This is a genomic window from Streptomyces sp. NPDC002888, assembly GCF_042888465.1.
GTDB lineage: Bacteria > Actinomycetota > Actinomycetes > Streptomycetales > Streptomycetaceae > Streptomyces.
The window spans coordinates 176022-190167 of record NZ_JBIAPU010000012.1; the positions used below are offsets into that span (position 1 = coordinate 176022).

The window sequence follows — 14146 nt, forward strand, 5'->3', positions numbered from 1 at the left end:
CCGCGATCCGCGGTGAGTGGTGAGGGTTGGCGGTCTCAGGTCACGTCGTCGTAGCCGTTGACCCGGTCCGTGCTCGCCTGCTCGGGCAGTGCCCGGCTGGACGAGACGGTCTCGACCTCGCCGATGTCCTCGGGGGTGAGGTCCAGTTCGGAGGCTTCGTCGTCGGCGGGCCCCAACGCATCGCGGCGGCTGCGGCGCCGGTCGTTGGCCAGCGAGAAGGCGACCGCGCCGAAATACAGCACCCAGATCGGTCCGGCGAGCGCCATCATGGAGAGCGGGTCGGTGCTGGGCGTCGCGACGGCCGCGAAGACCGTGATGCCCATGATCATGCCGCGCCACCAGCCGAGCATGCGCTTGCCGGTGATGATCCCGGTGAGATTGAGCATGATCAACAGGAGCGGCAGCTCGAAGGAGAGACCGAACACCACGACCATGCGCGTGACCAGCTGCAGCAGGTCGTCCAGCGGCAGCAGGTTGGTGACCCGGCCCGGGGTGAATTCGATCAGCACCTTCGCGGTGGTCGGCAGCACGCTGTAGGCGAAGTAGCCGCCACCGAGGAAGAGCGGGACACCCACGCCGACGAACGCGTAGGCGTACTTCCGCTCGTGCTTGTGCAGGCCGGGCGCGACGAAGGCCCACAGCTGGTAGAGCCAGACCGGCGAGGCGAACACGATACCGGCCATCAGGGAGACCTGGAGGGCCAGCGTGAAGGGGGCGAGCAGACCGTTGATCGTGATGCTCGCGCACTTGTTCGTGGCGTCGCCCGACTTCAGCTGGTTCGCGATCTCCTCGAATGTCTTCCCACAGCCGACCGAGTCGAGGATCGGCTTGGTGAGGAAGTTGATGATGTCGTTGTAGAAGAAGGCGGCGACCACCGTGACGATGACGATGGCCAGCATGGCCTTCGCGAGCCGGTTGCGGAGCTCACGAAGGTGCTCCGCGAGGGGCATCCGCCCCTCCGGATCCTTCTCCTGCTGGCGGGCAGACTTCAGCAACCCACGTTCCCATCTCGTGCGGCGGGCCGGAGGTCACCGGCCCTGCGTCAGCGCTTGGTCGTGTCCGTCGGCTCGGAGACCGGGCGCGAGCTGGTCACGTCGCCGGGGGCGGCCTGGATGGTGCGCTGAGCCGGGGGCTGCTCGCCGTCGTTGGGCGGGCCGGCCGGGGTGGAGGAGTTGCTGCCCTCGTCCTTCATCGCCTTGGCCTCGCTCTTGAGGATGCGCGCGGACTTGCCGAGCGAGCGAGCCATGTCGGGAAGCTTCTTCGCGCCGAACAGCAGGATGATGACGACGAGGATGAGAATGATCTCGGGGGCGCCGAGCCTTCCGAACATAAGTCTTTACCTTCTCACCGAGGCGGCTGGGTGGGGTGCTGTCCGACCGGTCGGACAAATGTCCGAACGATCGTGTTGGCAGCGATCGTAACGCTCAGGGGTAAACGTGAGGCAATCCCCGTGCGTACTCCCGGTCAGCGGAACGGGCCTCGTTTTCCGTGCCGCGATCAGCAGCGTACCTGGAGGGGCCGTCAAGGTGACAGGGCGAAGTGGCCCAAAACGCATCGATCACCGGACTCACAGCCGGCCGCGGCCGGTATCACAGGGAATCGACAGCGCGGGCGGCGCCCACCGTCGCCCGTTCCAGGTCCTCCGCCGCCCTGTTGATGCGCCGCGCGGATTCGGTCACCTGCCGCCCCAGCCGTTGTGCCTCCACGAAGACCCGCACCGCGAGCACACCGAGAACGGCGAGACCCAGGAAACCCACAGCTACCGCGAACATCGGCCAGAACATGACGCCGAGCCTAGACGTTGTTACAGCGTGGAGTGCAGGCGCAGGGTCCGGACGCCGCCGCCGGTGAGCAGCTCCACGACCCGCTCCCCGGCCGGCTTGCGGACGGACGCGCCGCAGTCGGGGCAGGTGAAGGAGTAGAAGGTGGTGCGGCTCGTGGCACCGATGGCCAGGCGCAGGGCGCTCGCGGCGAGCTCGAAGCGGCCCCGGCAGTCCGGGCAGCCGGCCTTGAACACCACGGGAGCCACGCTCCTCATCCCCGCGAACGCGGAGGCCACCGACATACCCACACCGGACGACGCCGACTCGCTCAAAGCCCCTGCTCCTGCCTGTCGAACTGCCTGTCCAGCTCACCGTCGCGCTGCTCGCCGGGCCCCTCGCGGCCGGCGTACGGCTCCTGCGCCTCGACCCCGTCGTACGCCGCAAGCGCCTCGCGGGCGGCCTGCCGGGCGCTGTCGGCCAGGTCCTGCGGCGAGACGATCCGGCCGTCGCGCCCGAGCCGCAGCGCCAGGCGCCTGAGCGACGCGGGGTCGGGGGTGCGCAGGGAAATACGCAGCCCGCCGTCGGAAAGCTCATCCGCGCTGTCGTGCGGGTAGTACTCGGCGACCCAGCGCCCGCCCGGGCCCACCTCGACGACCACCTCCGGGTCCTCGGCGGCGGGCTGCACCAGCGCCTCCGACAGGTCCCGCAGCTCGATCTCCGGCGGCGCGGACGGCTCGTCGAGGACCTTGATCTCGGCGACCCGGTCGAGGCGGAAGGTGCGGCGCGCCTCGGAGCGGTAGCACCAGCCCTCCACGTACGTGTGGCCGACGCTGACCAGGCGGATCGGGTCGATCTCGCGCTCGGTGACCTCGTCGCGGGCGGGTGAGTAGTAGCGGATCCACAGCCGGCGGCGCTCGGAGATCGCCCGGTCCACGTCGGCGAAGACGCCGCCCTCGGACTCGAACGTCACCGACAGACGGGCGCTGGCGCCGGCCGCCTCACCGGCCGCCGTCTCCACCTTGGCGGTGGCCCGCAGCAGGGCCTGCCGGTCACTCTCGCGCAGGCCCGGCAGGGTCGACACGGCCCGGGCCGCCACCAGCAGCGCGGTCGCCTCGTCGGCGGCCAGCCGCAGCGGCTCGGCCGCCTCGGCCGCGAGGGCGGCCGGGTTGTGCCACCAGATGCGCTCGCCGTCGGTGTCGATGTCGAGCAGGTCGCCCCCGCGGAAACTGGTGCCGCACATGGGCAGCACGTCGAGGTCCGAGACCAGTTCGTCCTCGGTGATCCCGAAGGCGCGCGCGACGTCCTCGATCCGGGCTCCGGGGCGCTCCCTGAGATACGTCACCAGGGAGAGCATCCGTCGGGTCTGGTCGATGGCGTTCGCGGGCCTGACCGGTTTGCCTGCCACTGTCTTGTCCGCTCCCCCTCAGCCTTTGGACACGGCCCGTAGCCGGTCCACCACGTCCGCCCGCAGCTCCGCCGGCTCCACGACCACCGCGTCCGGCCCGAACTCCACCAGCCACGCGTCCAGGCCGTGCCCGTACGGAATCTCCAACTCGTCCCAGCCGTTCCCGAGTTCCCGCACCGCGGTGGCTTTCGCCCGCAAGGGGTAACCGGCGTCGGCACGCAGCCGGATCAACGCGCTGCGGTCGGCGGTCTCTCCCGCCCAACTCGCGACGGTCTCACGGACAGTGACGACGTCGGGCACCTCGGCGGTGACCCGGGCGCCGCGCGAACGTACCTTGCCGGTGATCCGGGAGAGCCGGAACACGCGCTCGGCGCCCCGGTCGCGGTCCCAGCCCGCCAGGTACCAGTGGCCGCGCCAGCACTCCAGCGCCCAGGGCTCCACATGACGGGGCTCGGGCTGGGCGGCGTTGGCCTTGCGGTAGTCGAAGACGACCGGCCGCCGGTCGCGACAGGCCAGCATCAGCGGCTCGAAGGCGGCCTCGTGCACCGGGATACGGGGCTCCAGCGCGCCGTGCGCCTCATAGGGGTCGACGTCCTCGGGCAGTCCCGCCGCGCGCAGCTTCTGCAGAGCGCCGCTGGCGGCGCCGGCCAGCCGGGCCTGCTGCCACACCTTGGCGGCCAGCCCCAGGGCGGCGGCCTCCTCGGCGTCAAGGGTGATGGGCGGGAGACGGTTGCTGTCCCGGCGGGCCATGTACCCGACCTCGCCGTCGAGGTTCTCGACGGTCTCGATGACCAGGCCCAGCTCGCGCAGGTCGTCCTTGTCCCGCTCGAACATCCGGTTGAAGGAGTCGTCACTGCCCGCTTCGAGATAGGCCTCGATGGACTCACGCAGCTCGCGCTTGCTCAGCGGCCGCCGGGTCCCGAGCAGACACAGCGCCAGATTCATCAGCCGCTCTGCCTTGGCAATGGCCATCGACGCCCTTCGCCTTCCCTATGGTGCTTACGAGCGACGACCGTACCGCTCCCCGGTACCGAGACAAAAGCCGAGGGCCCACGCCCGGACAGGCATGGGCCCCAGGTGGTCGGGTCCGGTCGGGTGACGATCAGACTCCGAGCAGGTCCACGACGAAGATCAGCGTCTCGCCGGGCTTGATCGCCGGGGTGGGGCTCTGGTTGCCGTAGGCGAGGTGGGCGGGGATGGTCAGCTGGCGGCGGCCGCCGACCTTCATGCCCTGCACGCCCTGGTCCCAGCCCTTGATGACACGGCCGCCGCCCAGCGGGAAGCGGAACGGGGTGCCACGGTTCCAGCTGGCGTCGAACTCCTCACCCGTGCTGAAGGCGACACCCACGTAGTGGACGGTGACGGTCTGACCCGCCTGCGCCACCGCTCCGTCGCCCTCCCAGATGTCCTTGATCTCGAGGTCGGCCGGGGGCTCGCCACCCGGGAAGTCGATCTCGGGCTTCTCGATGCTCACGTCTTCAGCTCCTGCTTCTTTGCGGAAAGGCAACAAGCACAGTCTTACATCTCCGGGCGATCACATCTTGGCGAGGATGTCCACGCTGAAGACCAGTGTCGAGTCCTTGCTGATGCCGCTGCCGGCCGGCGGGTTGTCGCCGTAGCCCAGGTCCGGCGGGATGACGATGAGGACCCGGCTGCCGACCTTCTTTCCGGTCAGACCCTGCGCCCAGCCCTTGACGACCTGCTGCAGGGAGAACGACGTCAGCGCCTTGCGGCTGTACGTGGAGTCGAACTCCTTGCCGCTGTCCCACAGCACGCCCTTGTACTGGACGAGGACGCTGCTCTCCGCCTTCACCTCTTCGCCGTCGCCCTCGATGACGTAGTTCGCCACGAGCTTCTTCGGCGGGTCGGCCTTGGGCACCTCGATGGAGGGCGCCTTGCCGTCGGTGTTCGTGCCGACCTTGGGCAGATCCGCGTCGTCCTGGGCGGTGTCGGTGCCCTTGGCCGAGCTCTTGGCGCTGAAGGTGTTCTGCAGGTCGACCACGAACACCAGCGTGTCGGTGCCCTTGATCCCCGCCTGGGCGTTGCCGTTCTTGCCGTACCCCCAGGTCGGCGGCACGGAGAACTCGACCCGGCTGCCGACCTTCTTCCCCGTGAGGGCGTAGCGCCAGCCGTCGATGATGCTGCCCGCGGCGAGCTGGATGACCAGCGGCGTCTTGCGGTCGTAGGAGTTGTCGAAGACCTTTCCGCTGGCCCACACCTGGCCCAGGTAGTTCGCCTGGATGTAGTCGTTCTCCGCGACCGTCTGGCCGTTGCCCGCGATCACCGTCTTCACCGCGAGCTGGTCGGAGGGCTCGCCGCTGCCCTTGGCCACCGTCGGCTTCTCGTTCAGCTTGGTGCCCGCCGTGATGGCCGGCAGCGGACCGTCGACGATCTTCGGCGGCGGCGCGGCCGAGGTCTCCGCGGCGGATGGGGACGGCGACGCGCTGTCGCTGGCCTTGCTCGAGTCGGACTTGTCGTCTCCGCAACCGGCCAGAGTGACCAGTCCTGCGGGTACGGCGGCAAGGATGAGAGAGCGTCGGCGCACGGTGGGGGCCTCGTAATCGGTCGATCTTGTGATGGCGTGCGCGCAACTCTACGGCGTGAGAAGGGCGCCGTACGGGAAACGTACGGCGCCCGTGTTGCGTTCCGACAGGTTCTCGCGGAACGCGTTCACTCACATTCCGGCGATGAGCTTCTCCACGCGATCGTCGACCGAACGGAACGGGTCCTTGCACAACACGGTGCGCTGTGCCTGGTCATTGAGCTTGAGGTGCACCCAGTCGACCGTGAAGTCCCGGCGCTGTTCCTGGGCCCTGCGGATGAAGTCACCGCGCAGCCGCGCCCGAGTGGTCTGCGGCGGAACCGACTTGCCCTCGAAGATCTTCAAGTCGTTGCAGATCCGGGCGGCCTGACCCTTCTTCTCCAGCAGGTAGTACAGGCCACGACGACGGTGGATGTCGTGGTAGGCGAGGTCTATCTGCGCCACGCGCGGATGCGACATGGTCATGTTGTGCTTGGCCCGGTAGCGCTCGATGAGCTTGTACTTCATCACCCAGTCGATCTCGGTGCCGATGCGGTCGAGGTCCTCGGCCTCGATCGCGTCCAGCGTGCGGCCCCACAGCTCCAGCACCTGCTCCACCGTGCCGGTGCGGATACCGCGGCGCTCGCAGAAGTCCACGGCCTTCTCGTAGTACTCCCGCTGCACCTCCAGCGCCGAGGCCTCCCGGCCGCTGGCCAGGCGCACCTTTCGGCGGCCCGTGATGTCGTGACTGACCTCGCGGATCGCCCGGATGGGGTTCTCCAGAGTGAGGTCGCGCATCACCGTGCCCGCCTCGATCATGCGCAGCACCAGGTCGGTCGCGCCGACCTTCAGCAGCATGGTCGTCTCGGACATGTTCGAGTCGCCCACGATGACGTGCAGGCGGCGGTAACGCTCAGCGTCCGCGTGCGGCTCGTCGCGCGTGTTGATGATCGGCCGGGAACGGGTCGTCGCCGAGGAGACGCCCTCCCAGATGTGCTCGGCCCGCTGGCTCACGCAGTACACGGCGCCACGCGGGGTCTGCAGGACTTTCCCGGCCCCACAGAGCAGTTGCCTTGTGACCAGGAACGGAATGAGGATGTCCGCGAGCCGGGAGAACTCCCCGTGCCGCGCCACCAGATAGTTTTCATGGCAACCGTATGAGTTGCCCGCCGAGTCCGTGTTGTTCTTGAAGAGGTAGACGTCGCCCGCGATTCCCTCCTCGTGCAGGCGTCGTTCGGCGTCCACCAGGAGTCCTTCGAGAATGCGCTCGCCAGCTTTGTCGTGGGTGACCAGTTCGGTCACATTGTCACATTCGGGTGTCGCGTATTCCGGATGTGATCCCACGTCGAGATAGAGGCGGGCGCCGTTCCGCAGAAAGACATTACTGCTGCGGCCCCATGACACGACACGGCGGAAGAGGTACCGCGCCACCTCGTCAGGAGACAGGCGGCGCTGTCCCCTGAACGTGCACGTGACGCCGTACTCGTTCTCCAGCCCGAAAATGCGGCGGTCCATGACTGAACATTACGCCCGATCCCCTGAACTGAAACGGGGTTCGGCAGCACGGTTTGGATCATTTTCCGATGAAGCCGCAACCACCGGACCCCCGGCGGGAGCTGCGAGTACCCGCCCGGTGGCCAGCAACACCAGCAGCGACACGGCCCCCGCCATGCTCGGCACCGCGAACCCCCACAGCGCGCCACCGGCCTGGACCACGGGCCCAGCCAGGCCCGTTCCGACCGACGCGCCCACGGTGAACGTCGTCACGAGCCAGGAGAACGCCTCGGTGACCGTTCCGCGCGGAGCGTGTCGGTCGACGATCACGAACGCACAGGCGATGCAGGGCGCCAGGAAGACACCGGCGAGGGCCGTCAACGCCGTCATGGCGACCGCGCCCGGCATCAGCATCAGCGGCAGGTAACACACCGCCAGAAACGCCACCAGCACCCGCAGTCGCCGCTCCGGCGCGCCGGGCCACTGCCGCGCGCCGTAGACCGTGCCGCCGACGAGCGCCCCCAGCCCCACGCCCGCCATCAGCCAGCCGTACACCGCGTCGCCGCCGTGGTCGTCCGCATACGGTACGGAGGCGACCGTGATGGAGCCGAGCGCCACCCCCACGAAAAGGAAGGCGCCAAGGAGAGCCAGCAGCCCGGGCGACCGCAGCGCCCCGAGCCAGTGCGCCTCGCGCGGCGCCGACCGCCACGCGCGCGAGGGCGGCGAGACGACCACGGAGAGCGCCCCGAGGACCCCGACGACGTTCAGCACGAGCAGGGCGGCCTGCGCCGACCACAGCGCCATGCACAGGGTCACCAGCAGGGGCCCGACCGCGAACATGACTTCCTGGGCCACCGCGTCCATGGCGTACGCCGTGTGCACCTGGTCCTCCCTGCGCAGGACGGTGGGCCACAGCGCCCGCAGTCCGCCCTCCAGGGGTGGCGTGAACAGGCCGGCCACCCCGATCGCGGCGTAGGCGAGGGGCAGCGGGTCCGTGCCCGACAAGGCGAACACGGCCGTCGCCAGGGCCGACACGGCGGCGGCGGGCAGCTGGACGCGCGGCTGTCCGCACAGGTCGACCAGGCGCCCGAGCACCGGCTGGCCGATGGCGTTGGCGACCCCGTAGACGGCCGCCAGGGCCCCCGCGAGGCTGTACGTGCCGCCCTCCGCGCGCACGAACAGGACGATCGCGATCGCGGCGGTCGCGTTGGGCAGCCGGCCCACGAGGGTGCCGACGAGCAGCCGCACGGCATGCCTCGCCCTGAGGATCTCCAGGTATCCCGCGGCCATGTACTGCCCTCCGTCGGCTTCCCGAGGCTCGGCGCCCGCCCCTAAGTTTTACGTATAACTCCCTCTCTTCATACGTACCATGTGCGCTGTTCGCCAGTCCAGACGAAAGCGCAGGCCCACGGTGGCACCAGGTAGCACCCGCCCCACCAGCCGGGACGTGGCCCAGGCCGCGGGGGTCTCCCAGGCCGCGGTCTCCCTGGTCCTGGGCGACAAGTGGCGCGGGCGGGTCTCCGAGCCGACGGCCGAGCGGGTACGGGAGGCGGCCCGTGAGCTCGGCTACCGCCCCAATCTGGCCGCGCGCAATCTCCGCCTGGGCCGCACCCGGACCGTGCTGCTCGTCGTCCCCGTCCTGACGACGGAGTTCTTCGCCGGCGTCTACACCGGCGCCGCGCGGGTCGCCGCCGACCACGGCTTCGGTGTGGTCCTCTACCCCTCCCCCGAGGGCATCGGCCCCGCCCCCGACCCCTTCGCCTCCGCCCAGGCGGCCCTCGACGGCGTCATCGCCTCCTCCATGGCCGCCGACGCCCTCACCGCCATCCGCGGCGACCAGCTCCCGCTGGTCATGCTCGACAGCGACCCCCAGGGCAGCCTCGGCGCGGCCACGGTCAACCTCGACATCGCCGACGGCGCCCGACAGGTCGCCGACCACCTCCTGGGCCTGGGCCACCGCAGCTTCCTGCACCTCGCGGCCGACGTGGCCTCCTGGACCTTCGAGGTACGCGCGCGTGAGCTGGCCGAACGACTCGCCGCGGTCCCGGGAACCTCCTTGCGAACGGTTCACGCCCCGATCTCCATCGACGGCGCCCGCACGGCCGCGGAGGCCGCCCTGACCGCATCCGGCCCCCGCCCCACCGCCCTGGTCTGCGACGACGACAAGCTGGCGGCCGGCGCCTACAAGGCCATCCGCCGCCTCGGCCTGCGCATCCCGGACGACATCTCCGTCACCGGCGTCGACGACCTCGCCCTGGCCACCGCCCTCGACCCCGAGCTCACCACCGTCCGCCTCGACGCGGAGCTCTTCGGCGAACGCGGCATGCAGGCCCTCCTGGCGGTCCTGGAGGCCCGCGCCCCCACCGGCGGCGACATCCCGGTCGAGCTGGTCCTACGAGCCTCCACGGCCCCGCCCAGCCCCTCCTGAGCCCCTGCGGGCCGCCACATGCTCGGACGCCCGGGTACGCGGGGGCGCCCCGGTAGGCCGGCCACGCCTCGGCGCACCCTCTTCGCCAGGCCGGAGGGCACCCCGTACGCCGACGGGGTCCGGAGGGCTCCAGGTACCTCCGCATGGGCCTCAGGCCACTCCACAGCCCCGCCCAGCCGCCCGAGAGGGCCCTTGTGCCCTGCCCCGCCCCACGGAGCCCCGCAAAGCCCCGCCCAGGCTCCTGGGACGCGCCCCGCACCACACCGCGCCCCAGAAACGCCCTGCGCCCCGGCCGTTTCCTCGGCCGGGGCGCAGGTACAGGGCAGGGTGAGGTGGGTCTACTCGTCCTCGGTGTTCTCGTCGTTCTCGTCGGAGCTCTCCGCCTCCGTCGCGGCGCCACCGCTCTCCAACAGGCGACCGAGCTGGCGGCCGACGATGCGCTTGAACTTGCGCTGCTGGGGGCGGGTGCGGTCGAGGACCGCGACCTCCAGGCGCTCGGCGGGGATCTCCCGCTCGCCGCCGTTCGGCTCGCGCGACAGCGCCTGAACGGCCAGCTTCAGGGCCTCGGCGAGGCTCATGCCGTCCTGATGCTGCTGGTCGAGGTAGCTGCTGATCTGCTCGGCGTTGCCGCCGACCGCGACCGAGCCGTGCTCGTCCACGATCGACCCGTCGTGCGGCAGCCGGTAGATCTGGTCGCCGTCCGGCGTCTCACCGACCTCGGCCACGACCAGCTCCACCTCGTACGGCTTCTCGCCGGCCGAGGAGAAGATCGTGCCCAGCGTCTGGGCATAGACGTTGGCCAGACCGCGCGCGGTCACGTCGTCACGGTCGTAGGTGTAACCGCGCAGGTCGGCGTAGCGGACGCCGCCGATCCGCAGGTTCTCGTACTCGTTGTACTTGCCGGCCGCGGCGAAGCCGATCCGGTCGTAGATCTCGCTGAACTTGTGCAGCGCGCGGGAGGGGTTCTCGCCGACGAAGACGATGCCGTCGGCGTACTGCAGCACAACCAGGCTGCGGCCACGGGCGATGCCCTTGCGGGCGTACTCCGCGCGGTCGGCCATCGCCTGCTGGGGTGAGACATAGAACGGCGTCGACACCGGTTATCCGTCCCTTTCTGTGGAAGTCACTGGATCACCTTGGCAAGAGAGACCGGCCGGCTACAGCAGCGCGGCCCGCGGACCGTCGGGCTGCTCGAGACGCCGCGCCAGGATCGAGCGGGCGATCTCGGAGGACTCGTCCTCGGTGAGACGGCGGAAGCCGTCGTCGGTGATCACGGTGACGATCGGGTAGATCCGGCGGGCGACATCGGGACCACCGGTCGCCGAGTCGTCGTCTGCCGCGTCATAGAGCGCCTGCACCACAAGGGTCGTGGCCTCGGCCTCGCTCAGGTCGTCACGGAAGAGCTTCTTCATGGCGCCGCGCGCGAAGATCGAGCCGGAGCCCGTGGCCGCGTAGCCCCGCTCCTCGGAGCGGCCGCCCGTCACGTCGTAGGAGAAGATCCGGCCCTTGTCGCGGTCCACGTCGTACCCCGCGAAGAGCGGGACCACGGCCAGACCCTGCATCGCCATGCCCAGGTTGGAGCGAATCATGGTCGACAGCCGGTTCGCCTTGCCCTCCAGGGACAGCTGGGCGCCCTCGACCTTCTCGAAGTGCTCCAGCTCCAGCTGAAACAGCTTGACCATCTCGACGGCCAGACCCGCGGTGCCGGCGATACCGACGGCCGAGTACTCGTCCGCCGGGAAGACCTTCTCGATGTCCCGCTGCGCGATGACGTTGCCCATCGTGGCTCGCCGGTCACCGGCGAGGACCACACCGCCCGGGAACGACACGGCGACGATCGTCGTGCCGTGCGGTGCCTCGATCACGCCCTGGGTGGGCGGGAGCTGCCGGTTGCCCGGGAGCATCTCCGGCTGGTGGTCGGACAGGAAGTCCATGAAGGACGACGACCCAGGCGTCAGGAAGGCAGCTGGTAGACGCCCGGTGCTACGAGTGTTGGCTTCCACGAAGTTCCCTCCAGGTAGGCGGCTGCCCGACGAACAGCGTCGGGGTCGTCTCCCAACTTGCCGATGGCCGAATTACAGTTGAAGCACAGTACGCCACGGACCTTACCCGTCTTGTGGCAGTGATCCACATGTACCGCAGGAGCATTCAGGCAGATCACGCAGAGCCCCTTTTGAGAGGCGAGCATTCCGTCACGCTCGGCTTCGGTGAGGCCGTGGTTGCGCTTGAGATGCCCTTGGCGCCCCTTCACCGCCGTGCACGACTTGCAGAGCGTCACGAGACCGTCTGAGGCACTGCGATTCCGCGTCCACTCACTATGCGGCTTGATCTCACCGCACGTTCGGCAGTACGTGTGCCCCTCGGGCACATCGACCCTCGGTCGAACGTTGCACCCCCTTGGCTACCTGCCGTGCCTGGTGGTACGCGGCCGCGCACTCCCGACAGTAGGCCTGCAAACCATCACGCATCGGCTTGTTGCTTGCGAACGCTGCTCGAGGCTTGTGGTTCTTGCACCTTGAGCAGCGCCGCGCCCTTGCTTCACGCGCCAACCCTCGAACCCCCCGATACCTTCGATTCGAAGGCTACTCGCCGCCTTTCTGAACGAAGCTTCGAACGAAGTCCTCTGCGTTCTCCTCGAGTACGTCGTCGATCTCGTCCAGGACAGAGTCCACGTCGTCGCTCAGCTTCTCCTGGCGCTCCTTGAGGTCCTCCGAGCCTTGCGCTTCCTGCGCCTGCTCCTCGACCTCCTCGGTGGACCGCGTCGCCTTCTGCTGGCCGCCGCCGGTGTCCTTGGTCGCCATAACCCTCACCCCGCTCAGTTGCCCGACATGGTCGACAGGTCGGCTTTCCTGCCGATCGGTGATGATCAGACCCTACAAGCCGGGTCTGACATCGGCCCCGCAGTTCCATAACGTACGGGGGCCAATTCGATGATTCCCTGGCGGCGGGCTTTCCACCCTGCCCGCCCGCTGCCGTCCGGTACCCGCTCAGCTGCCGGACAACACCCTGACCAGGTCTTCTGCCGTGCGGCAGCGGTCGAGAAGCTCCTTGACGTGATTTCGCGTTCCGCGTAGCGGTTCCAGGGTTGGGACCCGCTGGAGACTGTCCCGGCCGGGCAGGTCGAAGATGACCGAGTCCCAGGAGGCGGCGGCGACGTCGTCGGCGTACTGCTCCAGGCAGCGGCCGCGGAAGTACGCGCGCGTGTCCTCCGGTGGCTTCGTCATCGCCCGGTCGATGTCCGCCTCAGTCAGCAGGCGCTTCATGCGCCCGCGGGCCACGAGACGGTTGTAGAGGCCCTTCTCGGGCCGTACGTCGGCGTACTGGAGGTCGACGAGGTGGAGCCTCGCCGCGTCCCAGTCGAGGCCGTCACGGCGCCTGTAGCCCTCCATGAGCTCCCGCTTGGCGACCCAGTCCAGCTCTCCGGCGAGACTCATCGGGTCGCGCTCCAGGCGGTTCAGGGTGTCCTCCCAGCGGGCCAGGACGTCCTTGGTCTGCTCGTCGACGTCCGCGCCGAACCGCTCCTCCACGTACTTGCGTGACAGCTCGTAGTACTCCATCTGGAGCTGGACCGCGGTGAGTGTGCGGCCGCTGCGCAGGGTGACCAGGCGCTTGAGCGACGGGTCGTGCGAGACCTGGTGGAGGGTGCGTACGGGCTGGTCGACGGCCAGGTCGACGGCGATGAAGCCGTCCTCGATCATGGAGAGGACCAGGGCCGTGGTGCCCAGCTTGAGGTAGGTGGAGATCTCCGAGAGGTTCGCGTCGCCGATGATCACGTGCAGGCGGCGGTACTTCTCGGCGTCGGCGTGCGGCTCGTCGCGCGTGTTGATGATCGGGCGCTTGAGCGTCGTCTCGAGGCCCACCTCGACCTCGAAGTAGTCGGCGCGCTGGCTCAGCTGGAAGCCGTGTTCGTGGCCGTCCTGGCCGATGCCCACGCGGCCGGCGCCGGCGAAGACCTGGCGGGAGACGAAGAACGGCGTGAGGTGGCGCACGATGTCCGAGAAAGCGGTTTCCCGCTTCATCAGATAGTTCTCGTGCATGCCGTAGGAGGCGCCCTTGTTGTCGGTGTTGTTCTTGTAGAGGTGGATCGGCTGGGCGCCGGGAAGCTGGGCCGCCCGCTCGGCGGCCTCGGCCATGATCCGCTCGCCGGCCTTGTCCCAGAGGACGGCGTCCCGGGGGTTGGTGACCTCGGGGGCGCTGTACTCGGGGTGTGCGTGGTCGACGTAGAGGCGCGCGCCGTTGGTCAGGATGACATTGGCGAGGCCGATGTCCTCGTCGGTGAGCTGGCTGGCGTCGGCGGCCTCGCGGGCGAGGTCGAAGCCTCGTGCGTCCCGCAGCGGGTTCTCCTCCTCGAAGTCCCAGCGGGCCCGGCGTGCCCGGTGCATCGCCGCCGCGTAGGCGTTGACGATCTGGGACGAGGTGAGCATGGCATTGGCATTGGGGTGGCCGGGGACGGAGATCCCGTACTCCGTCTCGATGCCCATTACTCGCCGTACGGTCATGCGGCCCTCCTTGCCCGGCGGCGTCCTCGGTCGGGG

The 14146-nt window shown here is 69.3% G+C and carries 15 protein-coding genes and 1 pseudogene; 1 reads left to right on the forward strand and 15 read right to left on the reverse strand.

From position 1 onward, the window contains the following. Positions 1-35: 35 nt before the first annotated feature. The 10 genes from tatC to ACFYWX_RS21180 all read right to left on the reverse strand — a co-directional run bounded on the left by tatC (position 36) and on the right by ACFYWX_RS21180 (position 8473). On the reverse strand, positions 36-995 hold the full coding sequence (gene tatC / locus ACFYWX_RS21135; protein WP_389425587.1) for a twin-arginine translocase subunit TatC: 960 nt from the start codon (positions 993-995) through the stop codon (positions 36-38). A 47-nt stretch (positions 996-1042) separates the two neighbouring features. Further along, complete coding sequence (gene tatA, locus ACFYWX_RS21140; RefSeq protein ID WP_133929367.1) at positions 1043-1330, reverse strand: Sec-independent protein translocase subunit TatA; 288 nt, start codon at positions 1328-1330, stop codon at positions 1043-1045. Between the two features lie 259 nt (positions 1331-1589). Further along, positions 1590-1784, reverse strand: a complete 195-nt coding sequence (locus tag ACFYWX_RS21145; RefSeq protein ID WP_389425588.1) for a hypothetical protein — start codon at positions 1782-1784, stop codon at positions 1590-1592. Positions 1785-1804: 20 nt separating this feature from the next. Then, positions 1805-2095 (reverse strand): hypothetical protein, encoded by a 291-nt coding sequence (locus ACFYWX_RS21150; RefSeq protein WP_389425589.1) that lies wholly within the window; start codon positions 2093-2095, stop codon positions 1805-1807. Then, positions 2092-3168 (reverse strand): helix-turn-helix transcriptional regulator, encoded by a 1077-nt coding sequence (locus ACFYWX_RS21155; RefSeq protein WP_389425590.1) that lies wholly within the window; start codon positions 3166-3168, stop codon positions 2092-2094. Before ACFYWX_RS21155 ends, ACFYWX_RS21150 begins: the two co-directional genes overlap by 4 nt. 18 nt (positions 3169-3186) lie before the next feature. Then, complete coding sequence (locus tag ACFYWX_RS21160) at positions 3187-4140, reverse strand: helix-turn-helix transcriptional regulator (protein ID WP_389425591.1); 954 nt, start codon at positions 4138-4140, stop codon at positions 3187-3189. A 130-nt stretch (positions 4141-4270) separates the two neighbouring features. Then, on the reverse strand, positions 4271-4642 hold the full coding sequence (locus tag ACFYWX_RS21165) for an FKBP-type peptidyl-prolyl cis-trans isomerase (RefSeq protein ID WP_142150777.1): 372 nt from the start codon (positions 4640-4642) through the stop codon (positions 4271-4273). Positions 4643-4702: 60 nt separating this feature from the next. Then, the gene (locus ACFYWX_RS21170; protein WP_389425592.1) at positions 4703-5713 is read right to left on the reverse strand and encodes an FKBP-type peptidyl-prolyl cis-trans isomerase; all 1011 of its coding nucleotides are present in this window, start codon (positions 5711-5713) and stop codon (positions 4703-4705) included. 129 nt (positions 5714-5842) lie between these two features. Next, positions 5843-7204 carry a Pup--protein ligase gene (gene pafA / locus ACFYWX_RS21175; protein ID WP_028801611.1) on the reverse strand — a complete coding sequence of 454 codons (1362 nt, stop codon included), beginning with the start codon at positions 7202-7204 and terminating at the stop codon, positions 5843-5845. A 9-nt stretch (positions 7205-7213) separates the two neighbouring features. Further along, the gene (locus ACFYWX_RS21180; RefSeq protein ID WP_389425593.1) at positions 7214-8473 is read right to left on the reverse strand and encodes an MFS transporter; all 1260 of its coding nucleotides are present in this window, start codon (positions 8471-8473) and stop codon (positions 7214-7216) included. Between the two features lie 121 nt (positions 8474-8594). Here ACFYWX_RS21180 and ACFYWX_RS21185 point away from each other — a divergent pair, with 121 nt between their 5' ends. Then, complete coding sequence (locus ACFYWX_RS21185) at positions 8595-9611, forward strand: LacI family DNA-binding transcriptional regulator (protein WP_389425594.1); 1017 nt, start codon at positions 8595-8597, stop codon at positions 9609-9611. A gap of 338 nt (positions 9612-9949) precedes the next feature. Here ACFYWX_RS21185 and prcA read toward each other — a convergent pair whose 3' ends face one another. The 5 genes and pseudogenes from prcA to dop form a co-directional block, all read right to left on the reverse strand. Next, positions 9950-10708: a proteasome subunit alpha gene (gene prcA, locus ACFYWX_RS21190; protein ID WP_389425595.1), complete on the reverse strand. Its 759-nt coding sequence runs from the start codon at positions 10706-10708 to the stop codon at positions 9950-9952. Between the two features lie 60 nt (positions 10709-10768). Then, on the reverse strand, positions 10769-11614 hold the full coding sequence (prcB, locus tag ACFYWX_RS21195) for a proteasome subunit beta (protein ID WP_389425596.1): 846 nt from the start codon (positions 11612-11614) through the stop codon (positions 10769-10771). Then, positions 11566-12079, reverse strand: a pseudogene (locus ACFYWX_RS21200) (endonuclease VII domain-containing protein). The gene prcB and the pseudogene ACFYWX_RS21200 overlap by 49 nt, the downstream one beginning before the upstream one ends. A gap of 114 nt (positions 12080-12193) precedes the next feature. Then, the gene (locus tag ACFYWX_RS21205; RefSeq protein WP_389147815.1) at positions 12194-12412 is read right to left on the reverse strand and encodes a ubiquitin-like protein Pup; all 219 of its coding nucleotides are present in this window, start codon (positions 12410-12412) and stop codon (positions 12194-12196) included. A 186-nt stretch (positions 12413-12598) separates the two neighbouring features. Then, on the reverse strand, positions 12599-14110 hold the full coding sequence (dop, locus tag ACFYWX_RS21210) for a depupylase/deamidase Dop (protein ID WP_389425597.1): 1512 nt from the start codon (positions 14108-14110) through the stop codon (positions 12599-12601). Positions 14111-14146 lie beyond the last annotated feature (36 nt).

Coding starts and splice junctions, on each gene's coding strand:
- tatA (WP_133929367.1), bottom strand. CDS start 1,330: ATGTTCGGAAGGCTCGGCGCCCCCGAGATCATTCTCATCCTCGTCGTC.
- dop (WP_389425597.1), bottom strand. CDS start 14,110: ATGACCGTACGGCGAGTAATGGGCATCGAGACGGAGTACGGGATCTCC.
- ACFYWX_RS21180 (WP_389425593.1), bottom strand. CDS start 8,473: ATGGCCGCGGGATACCTGGAGATCCTCAGGGCGAGGCATGCCGTGCGG.
- ACFYWX_RS21160 (WP_389425591.1), bottom strand. CDS start 4,140: ATGGCCATTGCCAAGGCAGAGCGGCTGATGAATCTGGCGCTGTGTCTG.
- ACFYWX_RS21205 (WP_389147815.1), bottom strand. CDS start 12,412: ATGGCGACCAAGGACACCGGCGGCGGCCAGCAGAAGGCGACGCGGTCC.
- pafA (WP_028801611.1), bottom strand. CDS start 7,204: ATGGACCGCCGCATTTTCGGGCTGGAGAACGAGTACGGCGTCACGTGC.
- ACFYWX_RS21145 (WP_389425588.1), bottom strand. CDS start 1,784: ATGTTCTGGCCGATGTTCGCGGTAGCTGTGGGTTTCCTGGGTCTCGCC.